Genomic DNA, 22,944 nt, shown 5'->3' on the forward strand with positions numbered 1-22,944 from the left:
AAGTCTTAAAGGAGTATATTAGGAATCAAGAAAAGCCGTCCTAAAAGGACGGGGCTTGTGTCCCATTTTCTTGGTCATCAGTCATCAGTCATTAGCTAATAGCTTCTGACTGATGGCTGATATCGTTTCCGGTTGCATCGGAATCATAAAATCGAGTCAACAGTTAACACTCAACCATTCAGTTTTTCGCCCCGCCCCTCAACAGTCAACACTCAACAGTTAACAGTCAACAGTCAACAGGAGTGAAACCGGAATTGATATGATGACTTTTTTGTTTCTTTCTTCAGACAGAGATTCTGGTTATTTCCCCAGGCAGATATAGTTTTTATCAATCTCAGCCAAAATCAATACATAAGTTCTAGATTCTTAAAAATAAAAACAGTTCAGAGGAAAAAAATATGTCCTACGTAAATAGACCTGCCGATAACGTTGTTACTGAACCGGTGGTGGTGAATTCAGTGATGGAATACCACGATCGAGTGCGGTGGGGCCCGATATTTTCTGGTTTGGTAATTGCGATCGCCACCCAACTGGTGTTAAGTGCATTGGGCGCGGCGATCGGCTTAAGCAACATCGCTAATTCAGGAGCACCGCGCACTATTGCCAGCAGCGTCGGTACTGGGGTAGGAATTTGGTCAATTATCAGTTTGCTAATTAGCTTAGGCGTTGGCGGCTGGGTAACAGCTCGCGCTTGCGGCCCCATGAACCGTAGCACGGCACTTTTGAACGGAGCAATTTTGTGGGCAACTACCTTAACAATTGGCTCTTGGCTGTTAGCAAACGGCGTGGCCGGTACTTTTGGCATAGTAGCTGCCAATGCCGGAGAAGTGATTAATCAAGCCCAGCAAGGTGTGGTCAATCTGCCGAACCAAGCGCCTAACGTATCGGCTCAAGATACTCGCAATATTGCAGAAAATGCCGCCAAAGCTGGCTGGTCATTTTTGTTCGGCTCCCTATTGGGTTTGGTTGCTTCAATGGCAGGGGCATCTGCAGGGGCGCGCACTCCCCGGAATTACTCGTAAGACAGAGTTCGGGAATTGAGAATCGGGCATCGGCCATTTCTCCTTCGCAGGCTCTACCCGTTGGTGATATCGTTTCCGGTAGCATCGTCAGGTGATTTAACCGCAGAGGGCGCAGAGAACACAGAGGAAGACAAGAGAGAGAGATGAATACAGAAGTATGAAGCGCGGATTTGATCTGACTCGATTTTGTAATTCCGATGCTACCGGATTTGATATGACAACTTAACACTAAAATCCATAATAAATGTCGGTTGTAGCTGAGTCTAGAACCCCCAAAATTCACCTTAACAAGCAGGGTGAATTTTCTCGTTCCCAGGTAGAACCGGGGAACGAGTAACGAGTATAATTTGGGCCTTCCTCACCCTACAAATTAGGCGGTAAAGTATTTAGCCGCTGGGTGATAGGTGATAATTGCAGTGGTGGATTGTTCGGGATAAAGCTGCTCGCTTTCATCCATGTACAAGTTTATCCGATCGCACTTTAGCAATTCCAGTTGCTTGTACTGATCCGCCATATTCGGACAAGCAGGATAGCCAAAACTGTACCGCGAACCGCGATATCTCTGCGCTAGCATATCCCGAATATTGTCCGGTTCTTCGCTACCAAAGCCCAATTCCCGCCGAATCCGCGCGTGAGTCCATTCTGCTATTGCTTCCGCCGTCTGCACCGCTAACCCGTGAAAGTAGAGATAATCGGTATATTGATTGTTAGCAAATAGCTTTTGCGCGTACTCTGTAGCAACTTCTCCCACCGTCGCTACTTGCATCGGAAATACATCGATTTTACCCGATTCTTTCGGTGCGAAGAAGTCGGCAATACACAGCCGGCGCGCCGATTTTTGGCGGGGAAACGTTAATGTTGCTGCGGGTGTCGATAAATCTTGCCCGTTACTCATAATTTCTGGATCGTACACATACAAAGAATTGCCTTCAGATTGACAGGGAAAATACCCGTAAATTGCTTGGGGATTCAATAGCTTTTCGGCAATAATTTTGTGTTTCCATTCCTCCAATATCGGATAAACTTTCTGGGCTAAGAAAGCATCGTATTCTTCCCGCGATTGGTCTTTGGGCTTGCGGAACTGCCACTGACCGGCAACTAATGCTTGCAAATCTAAGTGCCAGAAAATCTCCTCAAAGGGGATGTCTTCTCCCTGCAACTGTTTCGTTCCCCAGAAAGGAGGATTTGGGCGATCGATATCTGCAGCAACCGCTTCGGAACGCCTGGTATCAATCACCACCGGAATATCTGGTTTCCCAGCATCTTCTACAGCAGTTTCTGCCGAAATTTTAGCTGCTTTCACCGTCTTATTTTCTTGCCCTAATTCATCTAAAAATCCTTGCAAATCTTCCCAGTTACCAGCAGATTTGGCTGGCATGAGTTTCTCCATGAAATGCAAGTCAGAAAACGCATCTTTGCCGTAAATTACTTTACCTTTATACGTATTTTGGCAATCTTCATGCACAAACTTTGGAGTCAAAGCTGCACCCCCCAAAATCACGGGAACGGTGATTCCTTTCTGGTTGAATGCTTCCAGATTTTCTTTCATGAATGCGGTGGATTTCACTAGCAAACCGCTCATTGCAATACAGTCGGCTTTGTGCTTTTCGTAGGCTTCGATGATGTTGTCAACCGACTGTTTGATTCCCAAGTTAATCACTCGGTAGCCGTTGTTTGATAGGATAATATCAACCAAGTTTTTGCCGATGTCGTGAACGTCGCCTTTAACAGTCGCGATCAGGAATGTGCCTTTGGCATTATCCCCGGATTCTGACTTTTCCATGTACGGTTCTAAATAGGCAACGGCGGCTTTCATAGTTTCTGCTGACTGCAATACAAACGGTAGCTGCATTTGTCCCGAACCGAACAATTCTCCTACTACTTTCATGCCGTCTAGCAAGAAGGTATTGATAATGTGGAGGGGTGGATAGGTTTCTAATGCTTTGGCGAGTTGGATGTCGAGCCCAATTCGTTCGCCGTCGATGATGTGCTGCTTCAGGCGTTCTTCTACGGGGAGGTTTGCGTCTTCTGTCCGATCGCGCTTGGTAGTTTTGCCAGCAAACACCGTTGTTAGGTCGCCCAAGGGGTCGTAAACGCAAATTTCGCCGTCGAACTCCCTCTCGTCGTAAATCAGTTTACGGCAGATTTCCTGGTGTTTGGGGTCGATTTTGGCGATCGGCAAAATCTTGTTAGCGCTGATAATAGCCGAATCCATCCCCGCCTGCATCGCTTCGTGCAAAAACATGGAATTCAAAACTTGCCGCGCCGCCGGATTCAAGCCGAAGGAAATATTAGAAACTCCCAAAATTACGTGACAACCCGGCAATTCTTGGCGGATGCGGCGGATCGATTCGATGGTAGCTTTGCCGTTTTTTCGGTCTTCTTCAATCCCGGTGGAAATGGGCAAAGCTAAGGGGTCAAAAAAGATTTCCTCGGCGCTAATTCCGAAGGCGACGGCGGCGTTATAGGCGCGTTGGGCGATCGCAAATTTTTGGTCAGCAGTTCTAGCCATCCCATCTTCATCAATCGTCCCAATTACTATCCCTGCGCCGTATTTTTTTGCCAATTCCAAAACTTGATAAAAGCGCGGTTCTCCGTCTTCATAGTTAGTAGAATTCAGCAAACATTTGCCGCCGGCAACTTTTAACCCCGCTTCCATTTTTTCCCACTCGGTGGAATCCAACATTAAGGGCAGAGTTGCATTAGTCACCACGCGGGAAACTAATTGTTTCATGTCGCGCACGCCGTCGCGCCCGACATAATCAACGTTGACATCGAGAACGTGGGCACCTTCTCGCACTTGTTCCCTAGCCATTGCTACTAAACCGTCCCAATCTTCGGCATTTAGCAAATCGCGGCATTTTTTGGAACCGCTGGCGTTGAGTTTTTCGCCGACAATTAAGAATGAATTTTCTTGTTCGTAGGGTTGGGCGCTATAAATTGAAGCGGCGGCCGGTTCCCAAGAAAATTCGCGAATTTTGGGTGTGAGAGTTTCGCCAATTTCTGATAGTTGTTGGATGTGATCGTAGCGGGTGCCGCAGCAGCCGCCGATGACTTGCACGCCTAAGTCTTCGACGAAGCGCATCAAGGCCATTTTTAATTCTATTGGCGTGAGTTTGTAGTGCGCGTGGCCACCGATGTTTTCGGGTAAACCGGCGTTGGGAATGCAGGAAATTACGAAGGGCGAATGTTCGGAAAGGTATTTGACGTGTTCCGTCATGCGATCGGGCCCGGTGGCGCAGTTTAATCCTAAAATATCTATGGGATAGGGTTGCAAAATGGCGAGGGCGGCGCTGATGTCGGAACCGACTAACATCGTGCCGGTGGCTTCCATTGTGATTGATACCATTAATGGAATCCGCGCACCTTTTTTCTTAAATACTTCTTCAATAGCATTTAATGCTGATTTAATTTGCAGCACGTCTTGACAAGTTTCGACAAGAAATAAGTCAACGCCGCCGTCATAAAGTCCTTCTGCTTGTTCGGTAAAAGCGGCGGTTAGCGTGTCGAAATCAATGTGTCCTAAGGTTGGCAATTTGGTGCCTGGCCCGATCGATCCTGCGACAAATCTCGGTTTTTCTGGCGTGTCAAATTCGGCGGCGATTCCCTTGGCAAGTTCTGCCGCTGTTTTGTTAAGATAATATGCTTTGTCTGCTAAATCGTATTCGGCGAGCACGATGGAAGCAGCGCCGAAGGTGTCTGTTTCGATGACATCAGCGCCTGCTTCGAGGAATCCTCTGTGCACGGTGGCGACGGCTTCCGGTTTGGTGTGCACGAGATATTCGTTGCAGCCTTCGTATTCTTTGCCGCCGAAGTCTTCTGCGGTGAGGTTTTGGACTTGCAGGTTGGTTCCCATGGCGCCGTCGAAGACGATGACGGGGCGCGAGGGGTGGTGGAGTCGATCGAGAAATCTGCTATTCATCGGCGGTAAAAAGACGTAGGTGCTATATGTTTACATTTTGATCTATTGTGCAATATTCTCAACAATTATGCCTATCTTGGGGAATTGCTGATGACTGAAGGATTTAATGTTAGTGACAATAGTTCGTAGGCGCAAGCCGGGGCGTAGCCATCGCACCTGTGATTTTACCGATCGCCCTAGATAATTCTCAAAATTTGGCTGCGGACGATGCTGCGGGGGAAAAATTGGCCAGTGGCGAGGTTTTTTTTCGCTTAACTGTTGAGGATTTTTGCAAAAATGCGATAGATTATGGATACCGGAATACTTGATGGCTGAAAAAAAGTTAATCCAAAAATCGGATAGAGGAATTTCAATATAAAAGGGCAAATAGTAACTTCTTCTCATCCTAAACAAGAGCAAATTATCCGCTAGTCAAAGGTTATTTTAAAAATTGCATAATGATTCGACACGCTCTCATAGTTTATCTGATTGTTACCCCACTTTCACAAGTGTGATGTCTGCTTAATCTGGCGTGGTAGAGGTCAAGAACGATCGCCCTCAATCAGGCGATCGCACGCCGCAACAGTCCTTAAGTTCACACCAATGATATGCAACCCTACAAATCCGTAACCTCAAAGAGTTAACCAGAGTTTCATAGTTTGGCAACCAGTTTTTCAATCACCTGGTGACATAAATCTCGTTGTAGTTTAGAAACTTGGATTTCTTCTTCATAAACTTTGTAACGACCTTGATCTAGCATTTGACTTAATGGTAGCCCTTGATTAGCTGCTACTACGCCAGCACTATTAAAATCTCTCAATTCGCAACTATAAGCCTCTTCAAATTGCTCTTGAGTATCAATATTTAGTTCGTTGTCAACAAAACGATTTTTATTTTGCTTATACTCCGAAAACATTTTCTTCACTGCTTCTTGTGACAGTGCTTTGAATGCGTGTGCAGCACCCATTTTCTGAGTAAATCTATTTCCTAGTAGAAGTGCGATTTTGGGTCTCTCCATCTTATAAGTATCAACTTTACCTGCAAAAGTGTACCTTCCATACACTGGATGGCTCTTCTCAGTACCCCATATTAAGTTAAACAATCCCGATATGGCATAAATCGATGAGTCGTCAGCATTGATAGGCACCAACAATTTTTGACCTGAGAGGATTGCAATCTGTGTATAAATTGAGAAGCTGGGATTGGTGTCGATAAAAAATGTTGTTGGTTTGTCCAGTATAGTGCGCTGTGTAAACTTTTTAATGATTGAATGTATTTCTACCCACGGAGAATCCGTAGTTGACAATGGTGCTGCATCAGCTCTTTCTGCCAACAAGGGTGCAATTAACTCAAGGTTTCCATCGCCAGACATCAGAAAAAGGTTTGACGGTAGCTTTGGATTACTTTCTTGTAATTTAAGCAAATACTTATCTATATCACTGGTGTCATTTTTTAACACACTATCCGTCAAATAGCCCACAACTGTTTTAGGTACATCTCCAATAATTAGTTCCTGGAGACGAGATTCTGCCTCAGTACCACCTCCCATCAACATCATTGACGAATTTGCTTGTGGGCACATATCTATGACCACCACATTTCGATCTTGATTCTTCTCGGCATACATAGATGCAATGTGGAAGGTAATAGTGCTCTTACCAACACCACCCTTGTTGTTCCATATAACATAACTCTTATTCATGAATAGCCTCCTAATACGACTGAGCTTAATATCTTACTATTTTCCAAGCATAGACTACTCAGATATTTTTTTATGTTTAACTTAGAATTATATCGCAGTTGCGGTAAAATACTCAATATAACATAAATATATCGTAGATAGCGGATGTATGTCAAGCTCTTCTTACGTTTAGCTTTTCCATTTTTACAGATCGCAGAAATACCCGCATTCATTGAACAAAGCAGGGCGATCGGACAAAGATCCGCCGTGCGTTTATTTCGGACAAGAATCAGAGAAATTTTGCAAAATCCCAACCCATAATAAAGTATAAAAGGTTCGTAGTGTGGACTTTAGTCCGCATTTAAAAAGGACTGAAGTCCTAACTACGAACCTTTGAGCCTTAAAAAAACATTAAAATCTTTGATTATTTCTTTCTCGTCTTTCTCTGTGAACCCCTTTTTGGTAGGTGCTTAATTTCACTTTCACCTCCTGCAACTTCTAATGTAGCGTCTACTTCTTCTATGATTTCTAAATCAACAACTTCAACACCGCCCTCGCTGATTGTTTCCGCTATCTCAACCTCCTCCAAATCCTGCTGATTTTCGATTAAATGCACCTCTAACCCAGCATCTATAATCGGCAAATCATCAATTTCTTGACTAATTTCAGCTTCTCCGCTTTCCTCCTCAATTTCCGCCGCCAAATCTTCCTCAATGGCTGGAATAATTTGAGTTGCTCTAATTTCCTTCTCTACAAGCTGCGCCGATAACTGCTGATTTTCCCTTAACAATTGTTCAATTTTAGTCGCTTGAATTCTAAGCTGTTCATTCAAAAGACGAATTTCTCGATTTTGCTGCTGAATCATATCTTCGCCCTCAGCAATCGTGCGATTCCTCTCTAATATCACCTCATTTCTCGTTTCTAATTCCAAAGCGCTCATAGCTGCTTTAATCACATTATAAAAATGCGGCTTAGAAACATCAATTTGTTTAGCATTATGGCGACTTTTTCCCAAAAGCCCAATCTTTTCGCCTTGCTTAACAGCTAACACAAAACCTTGATGATTTTTAATTTTTAATTCTTTGACAAAATCAACTTGAACTAAACTACAAATATATCTGTGACAGTCATAATAAAATTCTGCTTTCATAAAAAAGCACTCCTTTCTGCTACAGTGCCGAAGAATTATACCACGAAGAACGTTAAATCTAGAATAAAATTTTAAACGCTATGGTGCGCGCCGATCGCCCTACGATACTGTCCAATGTATGAAATGTCAAGAGTTGCTGCTATAATTCATCAAAAATAAAGAATGTATAGCCGATAATTGCCTTATTTACTGATATATGCCCTTGTCAATCCGTAACGATAATAAGCTGTTTCTAAATCAACTATTTCATCCTTAACTTGAGGTGCTAATTCAAACAAGCTTAACTGAATTGGCAGCTCGTGGTTTTTTGCTTGGTTAAACTTGCTCAAAAGTCTTGCTTCTAAATCCTGGTGCGACTCTAAAGTTCCATCGGACAGAATGTGCTTAATTTGCAAATTAAATGCTTTGAGTTTGTGGCAAACTAAAATAGTGCGATGACAAGTTATCGGGTCTTTTTCGGCACACATTAAACTGATTTTATAATTGGCTGCGCCTTTGAGCAAGCGCTGAATTCCGGCGGAAAATAGAGGAGTTGCTGCTATGCGATCGTACAAAGCTTTACCCTCAGTATCATAACAGCTTAAATCTTCCGGTCTCGCACCTAACTCTTTGCCTAAAAAAACATATTGAATGCCGGCTGCTGACAAAAAAGCGGTAATTTCTGATTTATTGAAATGAGGTAAATAGCGGCTGAAAGGATGCGATCTCACGTCCGCAACCGCTGTTATTCCGTGTTTTTTCAGCAGCAAAAGAAACGATTCAATACTCTGATTGGAGTGTCCGATCGTAAATAATTTCATTGCTTCTATAGCGGTTCGATCGCGTTGTGAGGTATGCCCTGCGCGGGCCAATGCCCTGCGCGGGCCGGTTGGGCCGGTTTGGCCGACAGCACCTCATCTTTCTGATAAAGGCTCTATCTGACTATTCAGTTTTTGCGAGGGGGACGAGAGTTTGTTTGGCCCGATGGTTTCAACCTGTAGACTTCAAACTGTGGGTTTTTTCCCCAATTTTTGAATCCAAATTTGCAAACCCAGCAGCATCAAACCGACAGCCGCCAGTCCAAATACGCCCATACCCAAAGCCGTCATTCCCACTACCAAAGTTCGCACGGCGACACTAATTTTAAGCACAGCAATATTGCTGGACTGCACCGGCTTGCTAGCAAAACTTAGAGCGATCGACATAGTTAGCGAATACAAAGCAAAAGTTAACGCGCTTGCGATTAGGGAACCCGTTATGCACCGCAAAACTGTAGGCTGTCGCCCAGATGCGGGCGCTGCATCCCCAGCAGAATTTAGAGGTTGAGAAGTAGAATTTGGATTAGTTAAATCAGTCATGGCGATTTGAGATTTTAGATTCTTCGACTTCACTCAGAACAAGTATAAGATTTTAGATTTTTGGTGAATTAACCAAACTAAAATCCGTGTTTCATGCCATTTTATCAGTTCTTCTATCTCAATAGACTCTACGCAAAGTTAGATAGATCGGACTCGATCGCCCTAATTGGCCAATTAGGGCGATCGCGATCGCACCACCTGCGAGTTACACCCTCGCAATCGGCGGTTTTGTATCGTTTCCCTCCGAACAAATCCGAATCCCAGTATTGCTAAAATTTGCTACCCAAAAATCCAAATCGGGAGAAGCGATCGCACTTTTCACCCGTTCCACAATCTGCTGAGCCTGCTCTTGAGACTCGCAGAGTGCAAACACCGTCGGCCCGGAACCCGACATCATCGTTCCCAAAACCCCCGCCGACTCAAATGCTTCCCGCAACTGCAACACCTGCGGGTACACGGGTAAAGCCACTTTTTCTAAATCGTTGTGCAGCAATTGACCAATTTTCGATCGATCTTTTTGGGCGATCGCCCCCACCATCGGCCCCGAGTGCAGCCGTTCCCGGCGACAGTCCAAATCCTCCGATCCACAATAGGAACTACTGAACTGCTGGCGATAAGTTTGATACGACCATGCCGTAGAAATACTGAGATTGCGGTACTTCGCCAGCACCACAGAAAAACCTCCCAAATCCGGCAGTGGCGACAGTTTATCCCCGCGACCAGTTGCCAAAGCCGTACCTCCACCAATGCAAAAAGGCACATCCGAACCCAAAGTTCCCCCCAACTCTTGCAACTCCGACTGAGTGAGTCCCAATTGCCAAAGCAAATCCATCCCGACTAAAACCGCAGCCGCATTTGCAGAACCGCCGGCGAGCCCCGCCGCCACCGGAATCTGCTTGTGAATCGCAATCTCGACTCCGCCGTATTTTGCCAAAGCATCGGGGAATTGCTGCGCCAGCAAATCCGCCGCCCGGTAAGCCAAATTATTTTTGTCAGGAGGAACTTGCGGGTGATCGCAACGCACGCGAATCGTGTCGGTACCAATCGCGCGCAAGTCAATTCGATCGGCCAAATCTATGCTTTGAAGTACCATCGCCAGTTCGTGATATCCGTCGGGGCGATCGCCTATTATTTCCAAATACAGATTGATTTTTGCTGAAGCTAGGAGAGAATATGAACGCATAGGTAATTAAGCCGCAGGTGAAAGAAACACCTGGTTGAAATTAATTGATACCAGTCCGAGTCCATTTTCTCACAACTCAAAGGAAATATTATGCAGGATCGGCAGTCATTAGTTATTGGTCATTAGTCAGCAGTCATATCACGTCCGGTCGGTCTATCGAGCTAAAATTAGTTCGTAGTGCGGAATGCGAGTCCGATCCAAGTTGCGGACTCGCATTCCGCACTACGAACCAAACATTTTTGTTATTAATCTACCGAATATGATATCATTAGTGATTGGTCAGTGGTCATCCGAAAACAAATTATTGCTCAAATTTACCCATTGATCCACGCTCAAATCTTCAGCGCGAGATTGAGGATTTATCTGTAAATTTTCTAACAATTGAACGAGCTTATCTAAATCCACAGCCCCTTTCAAATTATTTCGCAGCATCTTGCGCTTGCTGCCAAATCCCAACTTCAATAAAGTCTCTAAATAGCGTGGATTAACAGCCGTAGTTTCTATCTGTCTAGGACGCAGCCGCACCACGGCAGAATCGACTTTTGGAGGCGGATAAAAATCTCTAGAAGGCACATCACAAACTAACTCGCATTCTGCTAAATATTGTACCCGCACCGACAAAGCGCCAAAAGCTGTAGAACCCGGTTTAGCGTAAAGTCTTTGGGCGACTTCTTTCTGCACTAACAGCACGATCGAATCAAAGGGTTTAGCAGCAGGCGCAGATATCGTTCCCAGCAGTTTTTGCAGGATCGGGCCGGTGATATTATAGGGAATGTTGGCAACAACTTTATTGGGATTTTGGAATTTTGGAAAGGCTGTTAGTTCAGCATCTAAGTTTATTTCCAAAAAATCGCCCTGTAGCAGTAAAAAGTTGTCGGTTTTGCCTAGTTGCTTGGCTAGTTTTAGGCACAAATCTCGATCGATCTCCACCGCAACAACAGACTCAGCCTCCGGCAGCAAGCGCCGAGTCAGAATCCCAGTGCCCGGCCCGATTTCCAGGACGCGAGAACCATCCAAATTCGCTGCTTTGACAATCCTATCTAAGGCTTTCTCGCTTTTGAGCCAATGTTGAGCAAACTGTTTCCGGGGTCTGGTCGATCGCATTTTTTGAATTGCTGGGAGAAATCTTAGCCTGTCATTTTATCACAACCTCATATTTTTTCCTCACCTACAGCCATGTTGATTTTTGTTAACATGGCTTGAATTAACCAAAAAACTTAGGCACTATAAAAGCAGCAACGATAAAAAATAAATTTATTTCTTCCCAATTACCAGCAGCACGACACGGAAGTCACGGATACACAGATAGCTATTTTTCCAAATAACCCATAACAACTAACCAATAACAAATAACCAAGAACCAATTAGCAATTCCCCAAAAATGAATTTCCAACGAGTATTTGGTACATTACCCAAAACCCAAGCCAGCGCGCCCGGAAGAGTAAACCTGCTGGGCGAACACACAGACTACAACGACGGATTTGTACTGCCGACGGCAATTCCCCAGCGCACAACAGTACAAATTGGCTTCAGCAGCGACGATCGCCACCATTTTTATTCAGCAGAATATGACGAACTCATAAATTTTTCAGACGACGATACCATACCGCAAACATTCGTAACTTATATCTGCGGCTGCCTCAGACTTTTAGAAAAAGAAGGATACAAAATACCGCCAATAAATCTTTACATTACCTCCAACGTGCCGATCGGCGCAGGTTTGTCCAGCAGCGCAGCCTTAGAAATAGCCACCCTCAGAGGAATGCGCGCTTTGCTCAACCTCCCCCTAGACGACGTGCGGCTAGCTCAAATCGGACAGCTAGCCGAAATCCGGTACGCCGGTTTGAACTGTGGCATCATGGATCAAATGGCATCGAGTTTAGCAGACACCAACACCATGCTATTTCTCGACACCCGCAGCCTCAAATACCGCCCGATACCTTTTCCTCCTGACACCGAAATTTTAGTAATTGACAGCGGCGAAAGCCACCAACTAGCAGCAGGAAGCGGCTACAACAAGCGGCGCGCTGAGTGCGAGGAATCCGCCCGAATATTGGGAGTTAAAGCTCTCAGAGATATCGCCGATCCCAAAGCAGTGGAAGTATTGCCCGAACCCCTCAGAAGGCGAGCTCGCCACGTCATTACCGAAAACAACCGGGTACTGCAAGCGGTAAAATCTTTGTCAGCAAAGCGTTTCGGCGAGTTAATGAATGCTTCCCACGCGAGTTTGCGCGACGACTGCGAAGTTTCAGTGCCCGCTGCAGACACGCTGGCGGCCATCTTGCAGTCAATCCCCCGAGTCTTCGGTGCAAGGCTGACGGGTGGAGGTTTTGGCGGTGCTTGCGTTGCGCTCGTCGAGACAGGTAAAACGGATGTTATCGCAGCAGAGGCGATCGATCGATACCAGCGTGCGGGTTACAGCGGCCGCGTTTTAGTTCCCGAAGTTAAACTTAATTATTAATAACCTCTTGCAAAAATAACTAGGGCAGGCTTTCCGGCCCATCCCACAAGAATTATTTTTTATTGTGGGGTGTCTCGCCTGCCCTATAAATTGATGAAAAAAACTTTTGCCAGAAATCTATTGTGGATGTTGTGAATCTTGGATTGTTGGTAAAACCCACCCCGGAGCGGAATTACAATTAATTTATCCGATGCGATCGCAATTATTACTTGCGGCCAGAAGATTGACCGGCCGTCGTAGCTATTTCCCCAGCTTCCATAAACTGCTTAAACCGGCGCAAATCGTCAGCAATTTGCTGTTCTGGGACTTCCCCAAATAGCTTAGCCGCTGCACCAGCAATCGCACCGCCCGGAGGGTTGTATTCGATCGCAACTTTGACCTCAGTACCGCGTCCTGCAGGTGCTGGTTGAAAGCGTACAAAACCCGAATTCTCAACATCCGCGCCTTCCACAGACACCCACGCAATTAATCGATTTTCTTCTTCGCGGACAATTTCTGCATCCCATTCTACACTATTGCCGATCGGCGCGCTGGCAATCCAGTGAGAACGCTTGTCATCTATTACCGTAACGTGTTTGAGATGCTTCATAAACCGAGGTAAATTTTCAAAATCGCGCCAGAAACGGTACAATTCATCAGCCGGTTTGTCGATCGTCACCGTCTTTTCAACTTTAATGCTTTGATTGGCATCTGCAGCCGACTGCAAACCCTCCGCAACCCCCAGCCCGCGCGCCGCCAAACCGCCACCGGCAACCGCCAGCAAAGCACCTCTCAAAGAACGCTGCGACAAACCAAACAACACCAGCGCCCCGCCACCAATTAACGAAGCCCAGCGTTCGGTATCGCCAGTGTTAGTTTGGTTTTCTTTGTCAGAATTTGCGATCGAATTAGAATCCATTGTTTTAAACCTCATCTATTAATCGAAAAATAGCTAAACGCCGCTAGTCGGGCAGTTCTGCGGCACGCTGCCCACCGTTGGGCTATCATTGAATAGTTTGAATTGCTTTCGCATTCAACAAATCTTCTTCCCCAATTCTGGATCGGCGTGGATTGCTTCACTGCTGAAACTTCTACGCTCAGGCATTTTGTTTTGACAAAACCCGATTCTTTAAAATCTATCTCTCTTTCCCGGGCTCCTGCGTCTGTCTAAAGTAGTTAAGTAGCTGGACAGAATTAATTTAATAAAATTTCACCTAAAAGTCTGTAAGCGTCCAAAGCCTTTTTGTAATTAATTTTTTCCGAACTTAGATAGTATGGTCTGTCAGACCCTTACATTTGCTCCGCTATTTCCAGCCAACAATCTGATGCACCATACTGTAACTCTTGCACTCACGCACAAATCATCTAAAATTATCTGCGTCAATCGATGTTGCATCTGCCTTTCATCTGCGGTTTATGTATTGAACGAAAACTTATGAAGAAGTCTACTACTGATTTGAGACAAAGTTTAGATACAAACCTAAAATTAGGGGTGAGTCCATTTCACTAACCCCTACAAACTTTCTGCGGATTTCACTCTATCCATTAAAGGAAAAATTCCCCAAAACAGCAGCGCAATTGCTCCTAAATATACTTATCGATGCCCATCGTCAAAATCATTAATACTCCTAGAATGTGACCGGCGCTCATTGATGCCAAAAATGCGGGAACACTAACATTGTTAAACAGAGACGGGAAGGGCAAAGGCATTTTAGGGCCGACGTGGGGATGCCAAATTACGCGGCTCAGAACTAGCAATGCTAAAATATTGCAAACAAACATCACTATCGGCTTTTGCCAGTTTCCTGATGCTGTGTCAGTCAGAGCTGATTCTACTACTGCCAGTAAATTTGAGTCGATCATCGTTGATGCTCCTATTTTTCCTATACAATCAGAGGTTATCGATGAAATTTCTTGCCAAAAATACAGCAGGGGCGATCGCATCTCAGGAATAAATATCTGTTTTGCTCTTAATATTCGCTGCGCCAGCGATCGCGCCCCAACTGCAATCATCAAGTCACAGCAATAAATCTTTATAATGCCAGTCAAAAGTAACGCAAGCTACAAACGAACTAAATTATACTCGCTGCTATTTGTAACTTTTAGCCGGTCTGGCAGTTGTGGCATTTACTCATACTGCCAGACCGGAAACAATGCTCGTTATTAGCGAGCAATATAGGTAGGCAGAAAGTGAAGGATGTCGCGTAGAACGCTATATCCAGCCAAGTCCCAGAGCAAATAAGCTAAGAAGCCTATCATCGCTAAGCGGCCGTTCCAAAGTTCTGCTTGCGGGTTGAAGCCAAACAAAAAGGCATTGCGATCTTTGCCGTTGTAAGCATTAGTGGTTGTAGGTACGTTAGTAGGACGAGTTTCCATGTTTTTACATTCCTTAACAATGTTTCGCTTATCATAGTAGCGACCTAATTTTTAGTTTGCTATCTGTCTCTAGGCTCAAGATACACACAAGTCTAAAGGAGGATTCTGAAACACAAAAATATGTGTTAAGTTTTGTTAACGTTTTTTTTTAGCGATCGCCTGTATCAGCAGATACAAAAGACAAGTACAAGTTGAGACTGCTGTTGTCAAAGGAAGTGTCTCATGGCAGGAATGGTAAATTTAAACTTCAAACCACAACACGATCGCCCGGAGTTAAGTAAAATATAAGATTCACAGAGCGCGAGGGAGAAACAGTTATCGAAACCATCTACGGCAATCTTCAAGGTTTAAAGTCCAGCCAGCTCAAGCAACTCGAAAAGCTTTACCACCAGCGACTACCGGGCGATCGCATCACCACGGCAGAATTCGCCCAGCGCGTCGCAGCCATCAGCACCGAAATCGACAAACCAATCTGCACCTACATCAACCGTCGCGGACAAGTAATTCGCGTCGGCGTAGGTACACCCCGCCAAACCCAAATTTCGCCCCTAGAATTGCCCCGATACGGCGGAGGTCGCCTCAGCGGCATTCGCTGCATCGCCACCCACCTGAAGCCAGAAACCCCAAGCGAAGCAGCTCTCACAGCAATGGCAATTCAGCGCCTAGATGCCCTAGTGTGGCTGACGCTGACCGGCGGAGGATTTCAGCGCCGCGGCGGCGGTGCGACAGGTTACATCCAAGAAACTTATCTCGTTCACCTGATACCTCAAGGAGACCGACCAAATTTTGAGTTTTCCGTGTTAAGCGCTCAGTTACAAAAATCTGCAACTGATGAAACTGATGAAACTGATGAAATAGAAGAGTCTTCAGTTCAAAACTCACCAATCAAAACTCAACACTTTCCCTGGACAATCTCAGAACCGCTGAATTTGGACGACCTCGCAGACCAAGATTTTCAGGAGTTGGTGGAAGGACTCGAAGCAGAGTTTCAAGCAGAGTTTGTCGCCAAGCAGGTAGATGCAGACCAAGACAAAGTTCTGCTGGTAGGTGTAATGACTCAGCAGATGACTCTGCTGGATTTTGAGGACGGACTCGCAGAAATAACGCGGCTGGTGGAAAGCGCCGGGGGTCAAGTTCTGCAAACAGTGCGCCAAAAACGATCGCGCCCCCATCCTCAGACAGTCGTTGGCGAAGGCAAAGTTCAAGAAATTGCTCTCACCGCTCAGACGGTTAGCGCTAACCTCGTGGTATTCGATCGCGACCTGGCACCCGCACAAATACGTAACCTAGAAACTCTTCTCGGCATTCGCGTAGTCGATCGCACGGAGGTAATTCTGGACATTTTCGCCCAAAGAGCGCGATCGAGCGAAGGTAAATTGCAAGTCGAACTCGCTCAACTACAATACACCCTGCCCCGACTCAGAGGGATCGGTCAGGCCATGTCAAAGCAGGGCGGTGGCATCGGTACCAGAGGCCCTGGGGAAACTAAACTAGAAACCGAACGGCGGACGATCGCCAAACGCATTACTCGATTGCAGCAAGAAGTAAATCAACTCCTCGCTCACCGCTTCCGGCTGCGGCAGAACCGGCACCACAATGACGTACCCTCAGTCGCCATCGTCGGCTACACAAACGCCGGTAAATCGACTCTGCTCAACCTGCTCACCAATTCCGAGGTCTACGCCGCCGACCAGTTATTTGCCACCCTCGACCCCACCACCCGCAAGCTGACAATTCCTAGCGCCGAGGGCAGGGAACTTTTGTCGCTCGTCCTCACAGACACAGTGGGCTTTATTCGCGAACTGCCCCCCTCACTGATCGACGCTTTTCGGGCTACCCTCGAAGAAGTCACAGACGCCGACGCTTTACTGCACCTCGTCGATCTCTCCCATCCCGCATGGCAAAACCAAATTCGATCGGTCATGAATATTTTGACAGATATGCCCGTAACTCCCGGGCCTGCTCTTGTAGTTTTCAACAAAATCGATGCCGTAGATGAAGATAGACTCGCTCTGGCACGAGAAGAGTTTCCTCAAGCCGTATTTATTTCGGCCGCCAAAGGTCTCGGATTGGAAACTCTGCGCGATCGATTAGCGCAACTCATTGAATACGCCCTCTATCCTCGGTAAATACTTAAATATTCCTTTTAAGTAGTTGACAGTCCCGAATACACGTACATATACTGAGGACAGTTGCTATCGCAGCATGAGACGATAAAAGAGTAGTCAGATTGTGCATTGCCAAGTACGATAAAGCAGAGCTAGTTTGCGAGGAGTTAAATAATTAATTTCAGGAGGTGGCGGTACTGGTAACAACACTCTTTGTTAATGACTGTAACTGCTGGTGGTGGAGATGTTGCCAGAAGATGTTGCTCGATCGCTTCCTCCAAAGCACTAAGTAACCTAGTGCCAACCACGAAGTTCTCGACCTCAAGGTGTAAGAAAATAAGATTATTAAAGTGTTTGGGCGACCTCCCCAAGCGCTATACTATACTATACGGGCGCGACAAAAGCATCCATCTATTGTAATAACTCTAAAATCCTTACCAACCCCGCAACGCTCATCTCTAGCACTATTTCTAATTTCCGATTTTACCACTTTTTAACTAAATAGTTATGTGTACGCCACTGGCAAAACTAGCAATCGGACTCTCTGCCACAATGGCAACAGGGTTCTTCTATTTGGCTGCCGCCCCTCCGGGTGTAGCACAGGTAGATGTGTGCGGGCCGGGAAACTTTTCAAGCGCCTGTAGCCCTGACAATTCCCCAAGCCCGACACCACCATCAAGCCCATCCATAGAGTCTCTGCGCTCTGGGACACAAGCATCAGACGCGGTAGAGAAATCGCCAGACCCACCGCCGGCACAATCGCTGAACTTCACAAAAATATACACCAACAACGCCACCCCGCAGAGAGCAGCAACATCTATCCCAGAACCGGGCACTGTGGTAGCACTCCTAGTGACAGGCGCAGGAATCATCGGTTCCGGCAGAAAACGAAACAAGCAGGTCGGTCAGTCACGATAGACCGATCGTGCTGCTAATTGTCAAAATCTCTCCGTTTCAAGAAGGGCGGATATTTTGGTATTTTTAGACAAATTTAAAAAAAGTTGTATAAATAATAACATTACAGGTCGCTGGCTACAACTATATAAAAATAAGATTGGTTAAGATTACAATAAAAAAATATTGTTATTGTTTGAGCGCCCGATGACCCCTAAAGTAGAAATTTACACTTGGAGAACCTGCCCGTTTTGCATTCGGGCCAAAGCACTGCTGAAGCGAAAAGGGGTAGATTTTACAGAGTACGCGATCGATGGAGATGCAGCAGCACGGGACAAAATGAGCGATCGAGCCAAGGGAGGCCGCACCCTGCCCCAAATCTTCATTAACGACCAACACATAGGCGGCTGCGACGAACTCCACGCACTCGATGCTCGCGGCCAACTCGACCCGCTGCTGGCAAAATAAACATTAGTCCATCGCTTACCAAATTTTCCTCAAACCAATTCATAAGTGCCAACTGAACAATGAAATTTGCATTCATCATCGATTCCCTCGCGCGACTAATTCCAGGACACGATACCAGCGTAGCGCTGATGGAAGCCGCTCAAGAGTTGGGTCACGAAGTTTGGGCGACTCAAGCCAACGAATTAAGCGTCATCGACGGCAAAACCTGGGCTACCCTCAACCGGGTAGCCCTAACCCCTGTAAAAATCGTAGAGGGACGCTGGGAAGCAGCTCAGGTGTGGTACGAAGTAGAACAGCCTACTTTCGGGCCTCTCGAAGCAATGGACGCAGTATTTATGCGGACAGACCCCCCTGTCAATATTCCTTACCTTTACGCTACTTACCTTCTAGACGGCATCGATCCCGCGAAAACTTTGGTAGTTAACAGCCCCAAAGGATTGCGCGCAGCCAATGAAAAAATGTATGCTTTGCAATTTGAGAACTCGATCCCCGAAACAATTGTTTCTCAAAATAAGAGGGTAATTAGGCAATTTGTTGAGAAAAAAGGAGCGGCAGTTCTTAAACCATTAGGTGGGAAAGCTGGCGAAGGGATTTTGTTATTGGAAGCGGGCGATCGCAATCTCAACTCCCTAGTCGAAATCAGCACTCAACAAGGGCAAATCCCAGTGATGATTCAGACATATCTGCCCGCAGCAAAAGACGGAGATAAACGAATCATCCTCTTAAACGGCAAGCCCATCGGCGCTGTCAACCGCATTCCCACCGGCAACGAATTTCGTGGCAACATGGCCGTCGGCGGCCGAGTCGCACAAACAGAAATTACCGATCGCGAATATCAAATTTGCGCTGACTTAGCACCGGTACTGCAACGGGACGGACTGTACTTTGTTGGCATTGATATCATTGGCGGTTATCTCACCGAAGTTAATGTCACCAGCCCTACAGGGATCAGAGAAATTGACTTGCTTGACGGCGTTAGTTTGGGCAAACAAGTAATTGAATGGGTAGTTAGTCATTAGTCAGTAGTCAGTAGTCATCAGTCATTAGTTATTAGTTATTGGTTATTGGTTATTGGTTATTGGTTATTGGTTATTGGTTATTGGTTATTGGTTATTGGTTGCAGCTAATAACAACTAACAACTAACAACTAACAACTAACAACTAACAACTAACAACAGTCAACAGTCAACAGTCAACAGTCAACAGTCAACAGTCAACAGTTAACAGTCAACAGCCAACAGTCAACAGTCAACAGTCAACAATTATTAAATCATGTCAAAAATTGGCGTTGCAATAGTCGGTACAGGTTTCGGTCAAAAAGTGCACCTTCCCGGATTCCAGGCACACCACCGGACAGAGGTTGTGGCTGTTTACCACCGGAATTTAGACAAAGCTCAGGCGATCGCCAGCACCCACAACATCCCCTATGCTTGTAACTCGATCGCAGATATAGCAGCCATCCCAGAAGTAGCGGGAGTCAGCATTTCCACCCCGCCATTTTTGCATTTTGAAATGGCAAAAACCGTCTTGCAAGCAGGCAAACATTTATTATTAGAAAAACCGACAGCCCTCACAGCTTATGAAGCCAGGGAACTTTACCGATTAACAAACAGCGAATCTCAAACTAATGTTAACAACAGTGGTTCGAGAGCAATTGCCACAATGGACTTTGAGTTTCGCTTCATCCCCGCATGGCAAATGCTAGCAGAATTATTAGCAGCAGGATATGTAGGAGAAAACCGTTTAATTAAGATTGATTGGTTGGTGTCTGGGCGCGCTGATGCTGCTCGCCCTTGGAATTGGTACGCGCAAAAAGAGCTAGGTGGCGGAGTTTTGGGGGCGACAGGTTCCCACGTTTTTGATTATCTTAGCTGGCTGTTCGGGCCCGTGCAGAGGCTTTCTGGGCAATTGATTACAGGAATTTCGGCGCGACCAGATCCGAAGGATTCGGGAAATTTAAAACCTGTTGATGCTGATGATTCTTGCACGTTGATGTTGGAATTGGCCGGGGGAACGCCTTGTCAAGTTTGTTTGAGTTCCGTTACTTATCAAGGGCGGGGACATTGGGTCGAAATTTACGGGAGTAAGGGTACTTTGGTATTGGGAAGCGACAATCAGCAGGATTACGTCCACGGATTTCGTTTGTGGGGTTCCCAAGCTGGAGAACCTTTAGCTGAAATTAAGATTCCTCAAAGATGGGAGTTTCCTCAAGTTTATCCAGACGGGAGAATTGCACCGTTTATTCGAGTAGTGGATAGGTGGGTAGAAGCAATAGATGCGGGGAAATCTTTGATACCGTCGCTCAAAGAAGGAGTTTACTCGCAGTTGTTGATGGATTTGACTCAGGAGTCAAATGCTACGGGAACTTGGGTGGATGTACCGAATTTAGATAAATTTTTGGGCAGTAAGTAAAATTAAAAACTCACAAAGTAATCTCTCCCACTCGATCGCGCCCCAAACCCGATAAACTACGATATAGATAAACTCGATCACCCCTTATATCCAGAGTCGTAAGATGGCGCGCCCTGAAAGTCCTTGCCTCAGTATAGCGATCGCTCGCCTGAGAACCGCTGGGGCAAACCATTTTGCCACCTGGGTTCTACAAGCTCCCTATCCCAGCGGGTACGTTCACCACGACTGTATGTGGCCCGATACCCTCTCCCAATCCTGGAAAGCTTGGCAGGAAATGTTTTCCCCCTCCGGGACAATTCACGAATTGCCCCTACATCCAGATGGCAGTTTCGTTTCGCCGGAAAACAACCAGAATATACTTGCAGAAACTGAAAAACGAACTCCTAAGTCGCTACAACTACCTCCACCGCTCCCCTCTGTGTCGCTTCAGCTCGGTCAAGGGGGGTGGGGCGACAGGGGCGAGCCGAACCAGCAGCAGCCACCTGCAAGCTACAGCAGCCGCCTGATGCAGCATTTGGGAATCGATCTTTGGCGGTGGCTGTTTGAAGGGCCGATTCAGGGCAGTCTGCAGGAAAGTAAAGGTATCGCGATCGGGCAAAATCTACCCCTGCGGGTTCGCATAGATTTGCGCGAACCCTATTTAATTGCTTTGCCTTGGGAAATTATGCAGCCTCAAGCCGGTCAACCGGCAATTTCTCTGTCGCAGCAATTGCTGTTCAGCCGCACTACCAGCAATGTCGAGCCTTTGCCGCCCCTGCGTCCTGCCGAGTCGCTGAACATTTTGCTAGTTTTGGGACAAGCAGAACCAGGCCGCGGTGCTAATGCTGAATTTTCTACGAGCAATAACCGTCATTTGCAGTTGGAAGCTGAAGCACTCGCCCTCGCTGGGGTTCTTGAAAGTGCTTTTCAAACCGACGACAGCGACAAATATTTCGATATTAGCGTTCCGACTCGCGTTGATACTTTGATCGAACCTACTCCGGCCGAACTAATTTCTCGGCTGGAAACGCAAGCTTATAACATTCTGTTCTACTCGGGCCACGGGATACCGGGGCCTGACGGCGGCTTGCTGTTTTTGGCGCCGGACACGACGATGAACGGTACTGAACTGGCTCAGGTTTTAGTTCGGTGTCGCGTGACTCTGGCAGTGTTTAATGCCTGTTGGGGAGCTCAGCCGGCGGTGGAGAGGCAGCACTCCAATAACGGCCAGCAACAGGCCATCGCCCGCAGCAGTTTGGCTGAGGTACTGATCCATCACGGGGTGCCGGCGGTGTTGGGGATGCGGGACTCGATCGCCGATCGCGAGGCCCTAAGTTTTATCCAAACTTTTGCTCGAGCTTTGGCCGGGCGGATGTCGGTCGATCGGGCCGTCGCCGTCGCCAGACAGCAGCTACTGACGCTTTACAAGTTCAATCAACCGGCTTGGACGCTGCCGGTGCTGTATATGCACCCAGAGTTTGACGGTGAACTGACTGAGCCGGTAGATGACCTGAAAACGGAATTGCCTTTAAATTCTTCTACTTGGCTGGGACGTTTGCCGTCTTGTGCTTACTTGCGGGGGCGCGATCGACCCAATGTCAAATCCACCGAATCAACCAATCAGGTTTGGCAGATTTGCGCCGGGATGGTTCGAGTCGGACGCTGGGAAGAAAACGACGTAGTGATTCGAGAACAGTGGGTTTCTCAGAAACACGCCGAGATTTTCTGCCGCAACAGCATCAGAGATAGCCGGGAAGAACCTAGCTACTTTTTGCGCGATTTTTCTCGTTACGGGACTTTAGTTTTGGGGGCCCAGGGATGGGTGAGAGTTCACCACCAAGAACTGCTGTTGCAATCGGGCACTCAGCTAAAATTTGGCAGTTCTCAAGGTCAGATTTTTGAGTTTACTATTGAGGTTCCAAAAAGTTCGGGCTACAGTGAGACTGATTGCGGAACCAATTAAGGTGCGGGTGTAGTTAATGAATGCGATCGA

General features: G+C 46.5%; 20 protein-coding genes. 8 read left to right on the forward strand and 12 right to left on the reverse strand.

Translation table 11 applies throughout. The annotated features are described in order from the left end of the window. Positions 1 to 398 precede the first annotated feature (398 nt). Positions 399 to 1,022, forward strand: a complete 624-nt coding sequence (locus QUA97_RS21715) for a hypothetical protein (RefSeq protein WP_194066629.1) — start codon at positions 399 to 401, stop codon at positions 1,020 to 1,022. A gap of 370 nt (positions 1,023 to 1,392) precedes the next feature. On the opposite strand, the gene metH is transcribed toward QUA97_RS21715, so the two are convergent. The 7 genes from metH to rsmA form a co-directional block, all read right to left on the reverse strand. Continuing rightward, positions 1,393 to 4,944 (reverse strand): methionine synthase, encoded by a 3,552-nt coding sequence (gene metH, locus QUA97_RS21720; protein ID WP_333195988.1) that lies wholly within the window; start codon positions 4,942 to 4,944, stop codon positions 1,393 to 1,395. A gap of 631 nt (positions 4,945 to 5,575) precedes the next feature. Beyond that, positions 5,576 to 6,625, reverse strand: a complete 1,050-nt coding sequence (locus QUA97_RS21725; RefSeq protein ID WP_333195990.1) for a ParA family protein — start codon at positions 6,623 to 6,625, stop codon at positions 5,576 to 5,578. A 403-nt stretch (positions 6,626 to 7,028) separates the two neighbouring features. Beyond that, positions 7,029 to 7,754: a hypothetical protein gene (locus QUA97_RS21730; protein ID WP_333195991.1), complete on the reverse strand. Its 726-nt coding sequence runs from the start codon at positions 7,752 to 7,754 to the stop codon at positions 7,029 to 7,031. 182 nt (positions 7,755 to 7,936) lie between these two features. Beyond that, a complete protein-coding gene (locus tag QUA97_RS21735; protein ID WP_333195993.1) occupies positions 7,937 to 8,554 on the reverse strand; it encodes a DUF488 domain-containing protein in 618 nt (205 codons plus the stop codon). A gap of 183 nt (positions 8,555 to 8,737) precedes the next feature. Further along, positions 8,738 to 9,091: a DUF3082 domain-containing protein gene (locus tag QUA97_RS21740; RefSeq protein ID WP_194066625.1), complete on the reverse strand. Its 354-nt coding sequence runs from the start codon at positions 9,089 to 9,091 to the stop codon at positions 8,738 to 8,740. Between the two features lie 205 nt (positions 9,092 to 9,296). After that, the gene (gene ispE, locus QUA97_RS21745; protein ID WP_194066624.1) at positions 9,297 to 10,274 is read right to left on the reverse strand and encodes a 4-(cytidine 5'-diphospho)-2-C-methyl-D-erythritol kinase; all 978 of its coding nucleotides are present in this window, start codon (positions 10,272 to 10,274) and stop codon (positions 9,297 to 9,299) included. A 279-nt stretch (positions 10,275 to 10,553) separates the two neighbouring features. After that, on the reverse strand, positions 10,554 to 11,378 hold the full coding sequence (rsmA, locus tag QUA97_RS21750) for a 16S rRNA (adenine(1518)-N(6)/adenine(1519)-N(6))-dimethyltransferase RsmA (protein ID WP_194066623.1): 825 nt from the start codon (positions 11,376 to 11,378) through the stop codon (positions 10,554 to 10,556). A 277-nt stretch (positions 11,379 to 11,655) separates the two neighbouring features. Between rsmA and galK the strand changes: the two genes are divergently transcribed. Continuing rightward, positions 11,656 to 12,735, forward strand: coding sequence for a galactokinase (gene galK, locus QUA97_RS21755; RefSeq protein WP_194066622.1), 1,080 nt, complete (start codon positions 11,656 to 11,658; stop codon positions 12,733 to 12,735). Positions 12,736 to 12,940: 205 nt separating this feature from the next. Here the strand turns inward: galK and QUA97_RS21760 are convergent, their stop codons facing one another. The 4 genes from QUA97_RS21760 to QUA97_RS21775 form a co-directional block, all read right to left on the reverse strand. Beyond that, on the reverse strand, positions 12,941 to 13,633 hold the full coding sequence (locus QUA97_RS21760; protein WP_194066621.1) for an SRPBCC family protein: 693 nt from the start codon (positions 13,631 to 13,633) through the stop codon (positions 12,941 to 12,943). Between the two features lie 665 nt (positions 13,634 to 14,298). Continuing rightward, entirely contained in the window at positions 14,299 to 14,727 is a 429-nt protein-coding gene (locus QUA97_RS21765) for a photosystem I reaction center subunit PsaK (protein ID WP_228049830.1), read from the reverse strand. Between the two features lie 150 nt (positions 14,728 to 14,877). Then, positions 14,878 to 15,090 (reverse strand): chlorophyll a/b-binding protein, encoded by a 213-nt coding sequence (locus QUA97_RS21770; protein WP_194066620.1) that lies wholly within the window; start codon positions 15,088 to 15,090, stop codon positions 14,878 to 14,880. A gap of 395 nt (positions 15,091 to 15,485) precedes the next feature. After that, a complete protein-coding gene (locus QUA97_RS21775) occupies positions 15,486 to 15,623 on the reverse strand; it encodes a hypothetical protein (protein WP_228049827.1) in 138 nt (45 codons plus the stop codon). Between QUA97_RS21775 and hflX the strand changes: the two genes are divergently transcribed. Further along, on the forward strand, positions 15,561 to 17,219 hold the full coding sequence (gene hflX, locus QUA97_RS21780) for a GTPase HflX (RefSeq protein ID WP_333196017.1): 1,659 nt from the start codon (positions 15,561 to 15,563) through the stop codon (positions 17,217 to 17,219). The genes QUA97_RS21775 and hflX overlap by 63 nt on opposite strands. A gap of 146 nt (positions 17,220 to 17,365) precedes the next feature. Here the strand turns inward: hflX and QUA97_RS21785 are convergent, their stop codons facing one another. Beyond that, positions 17,366 to 17,506, reverse strand: coding sequence for a hypothetical protein (locus tag QUA97_RS21785; RefSeq protein WP_333195999.1), 141 nt, complete (start codon positions 17,504 to 17,506; stop codon positions 17,366 to 17,368). A 199-nt stretch (positions 17,507 to 17,705) separates the two neighbouring features. Here QUA97_RS21785 and QUA97_RS21790 point away from each other — a divergent pair, with 199 nt between their 5' ends. The 5 genes from QUA97_RS21790 (at position 17,706) to QUA97_RS21810 (ending at position 22,914) form a co-directional block, all read left to right on the forward strand. After that, positions 17,706 to 18,116, forward strand: coding sequence for a PEP-CTERM sorting domain-containing protein (locus QUA97_RS21790; protein ID WP_194066619.1), 411 nt, complete (start codon positions 17,706 to 17,708; stop codon positions 18,114 to 18,116). 183 nt (positions 18,117 to 18,299) lie between these two features. Continuing rightward, positions 18,300 to 18,560 carry a glutaredoxin 3 gene (gene grxC, locus QUA97_RS21795; protein WP_194011375.1) on the forward strand — a complete coding sequence of 87 codons (261 nt, stop codon included), beginning with the start codon at positions 18,300 to 18,302 and terminating at the stop codon, positions 18,558 to 18,560. 59 nt (positions 18,561 to 18,619) lie between these two features. Then, a complete protein-coding gene (gene gshB, locus QUA97_RS21800; protein WP_194066618.1) occupies positions 18,620 to 19,579 on the forward strand; it encodes a glutathione synthase in 960 nt (319 codons plus the stop codon). 253 nt (positions 19,580 to 19,832) lie between these two features. Continuing rightward, entirely contained in the window at positions 19,833 to 20,972 is a 1,140-nt protein-coding gene (locus QUA97_RS21805) for a Gfo/Idh/MocA family protein (protein WP_333196003.1), read from the forward strand. Positions 20,973 to 21,075: 103 nt separating this feature from the next. Beyond that, a complete protein-coding gene (locus QUA97_RS21810; RefSeq protein WP_194066617.1) occupies positions 21,076 to 22,914 on the forward strand; it encodes a CHAT domain-containing protein in 1,839 nt (612 codons plus the stop codon). The last annotated feature ends 30 nt before the right edge of the window (positions 22,915 to 22,944 follow it).

Source organism: Microcoleus sp. CZ3-B2, from assembly GCF_036705055.1.
In the GTDB taxonomy this organism is placed as follows: Bacteria; Cyanobacteriota; Cyanobacteriia; order Cyanobacteriales; family Microcoleaceae; genus Microcoleus.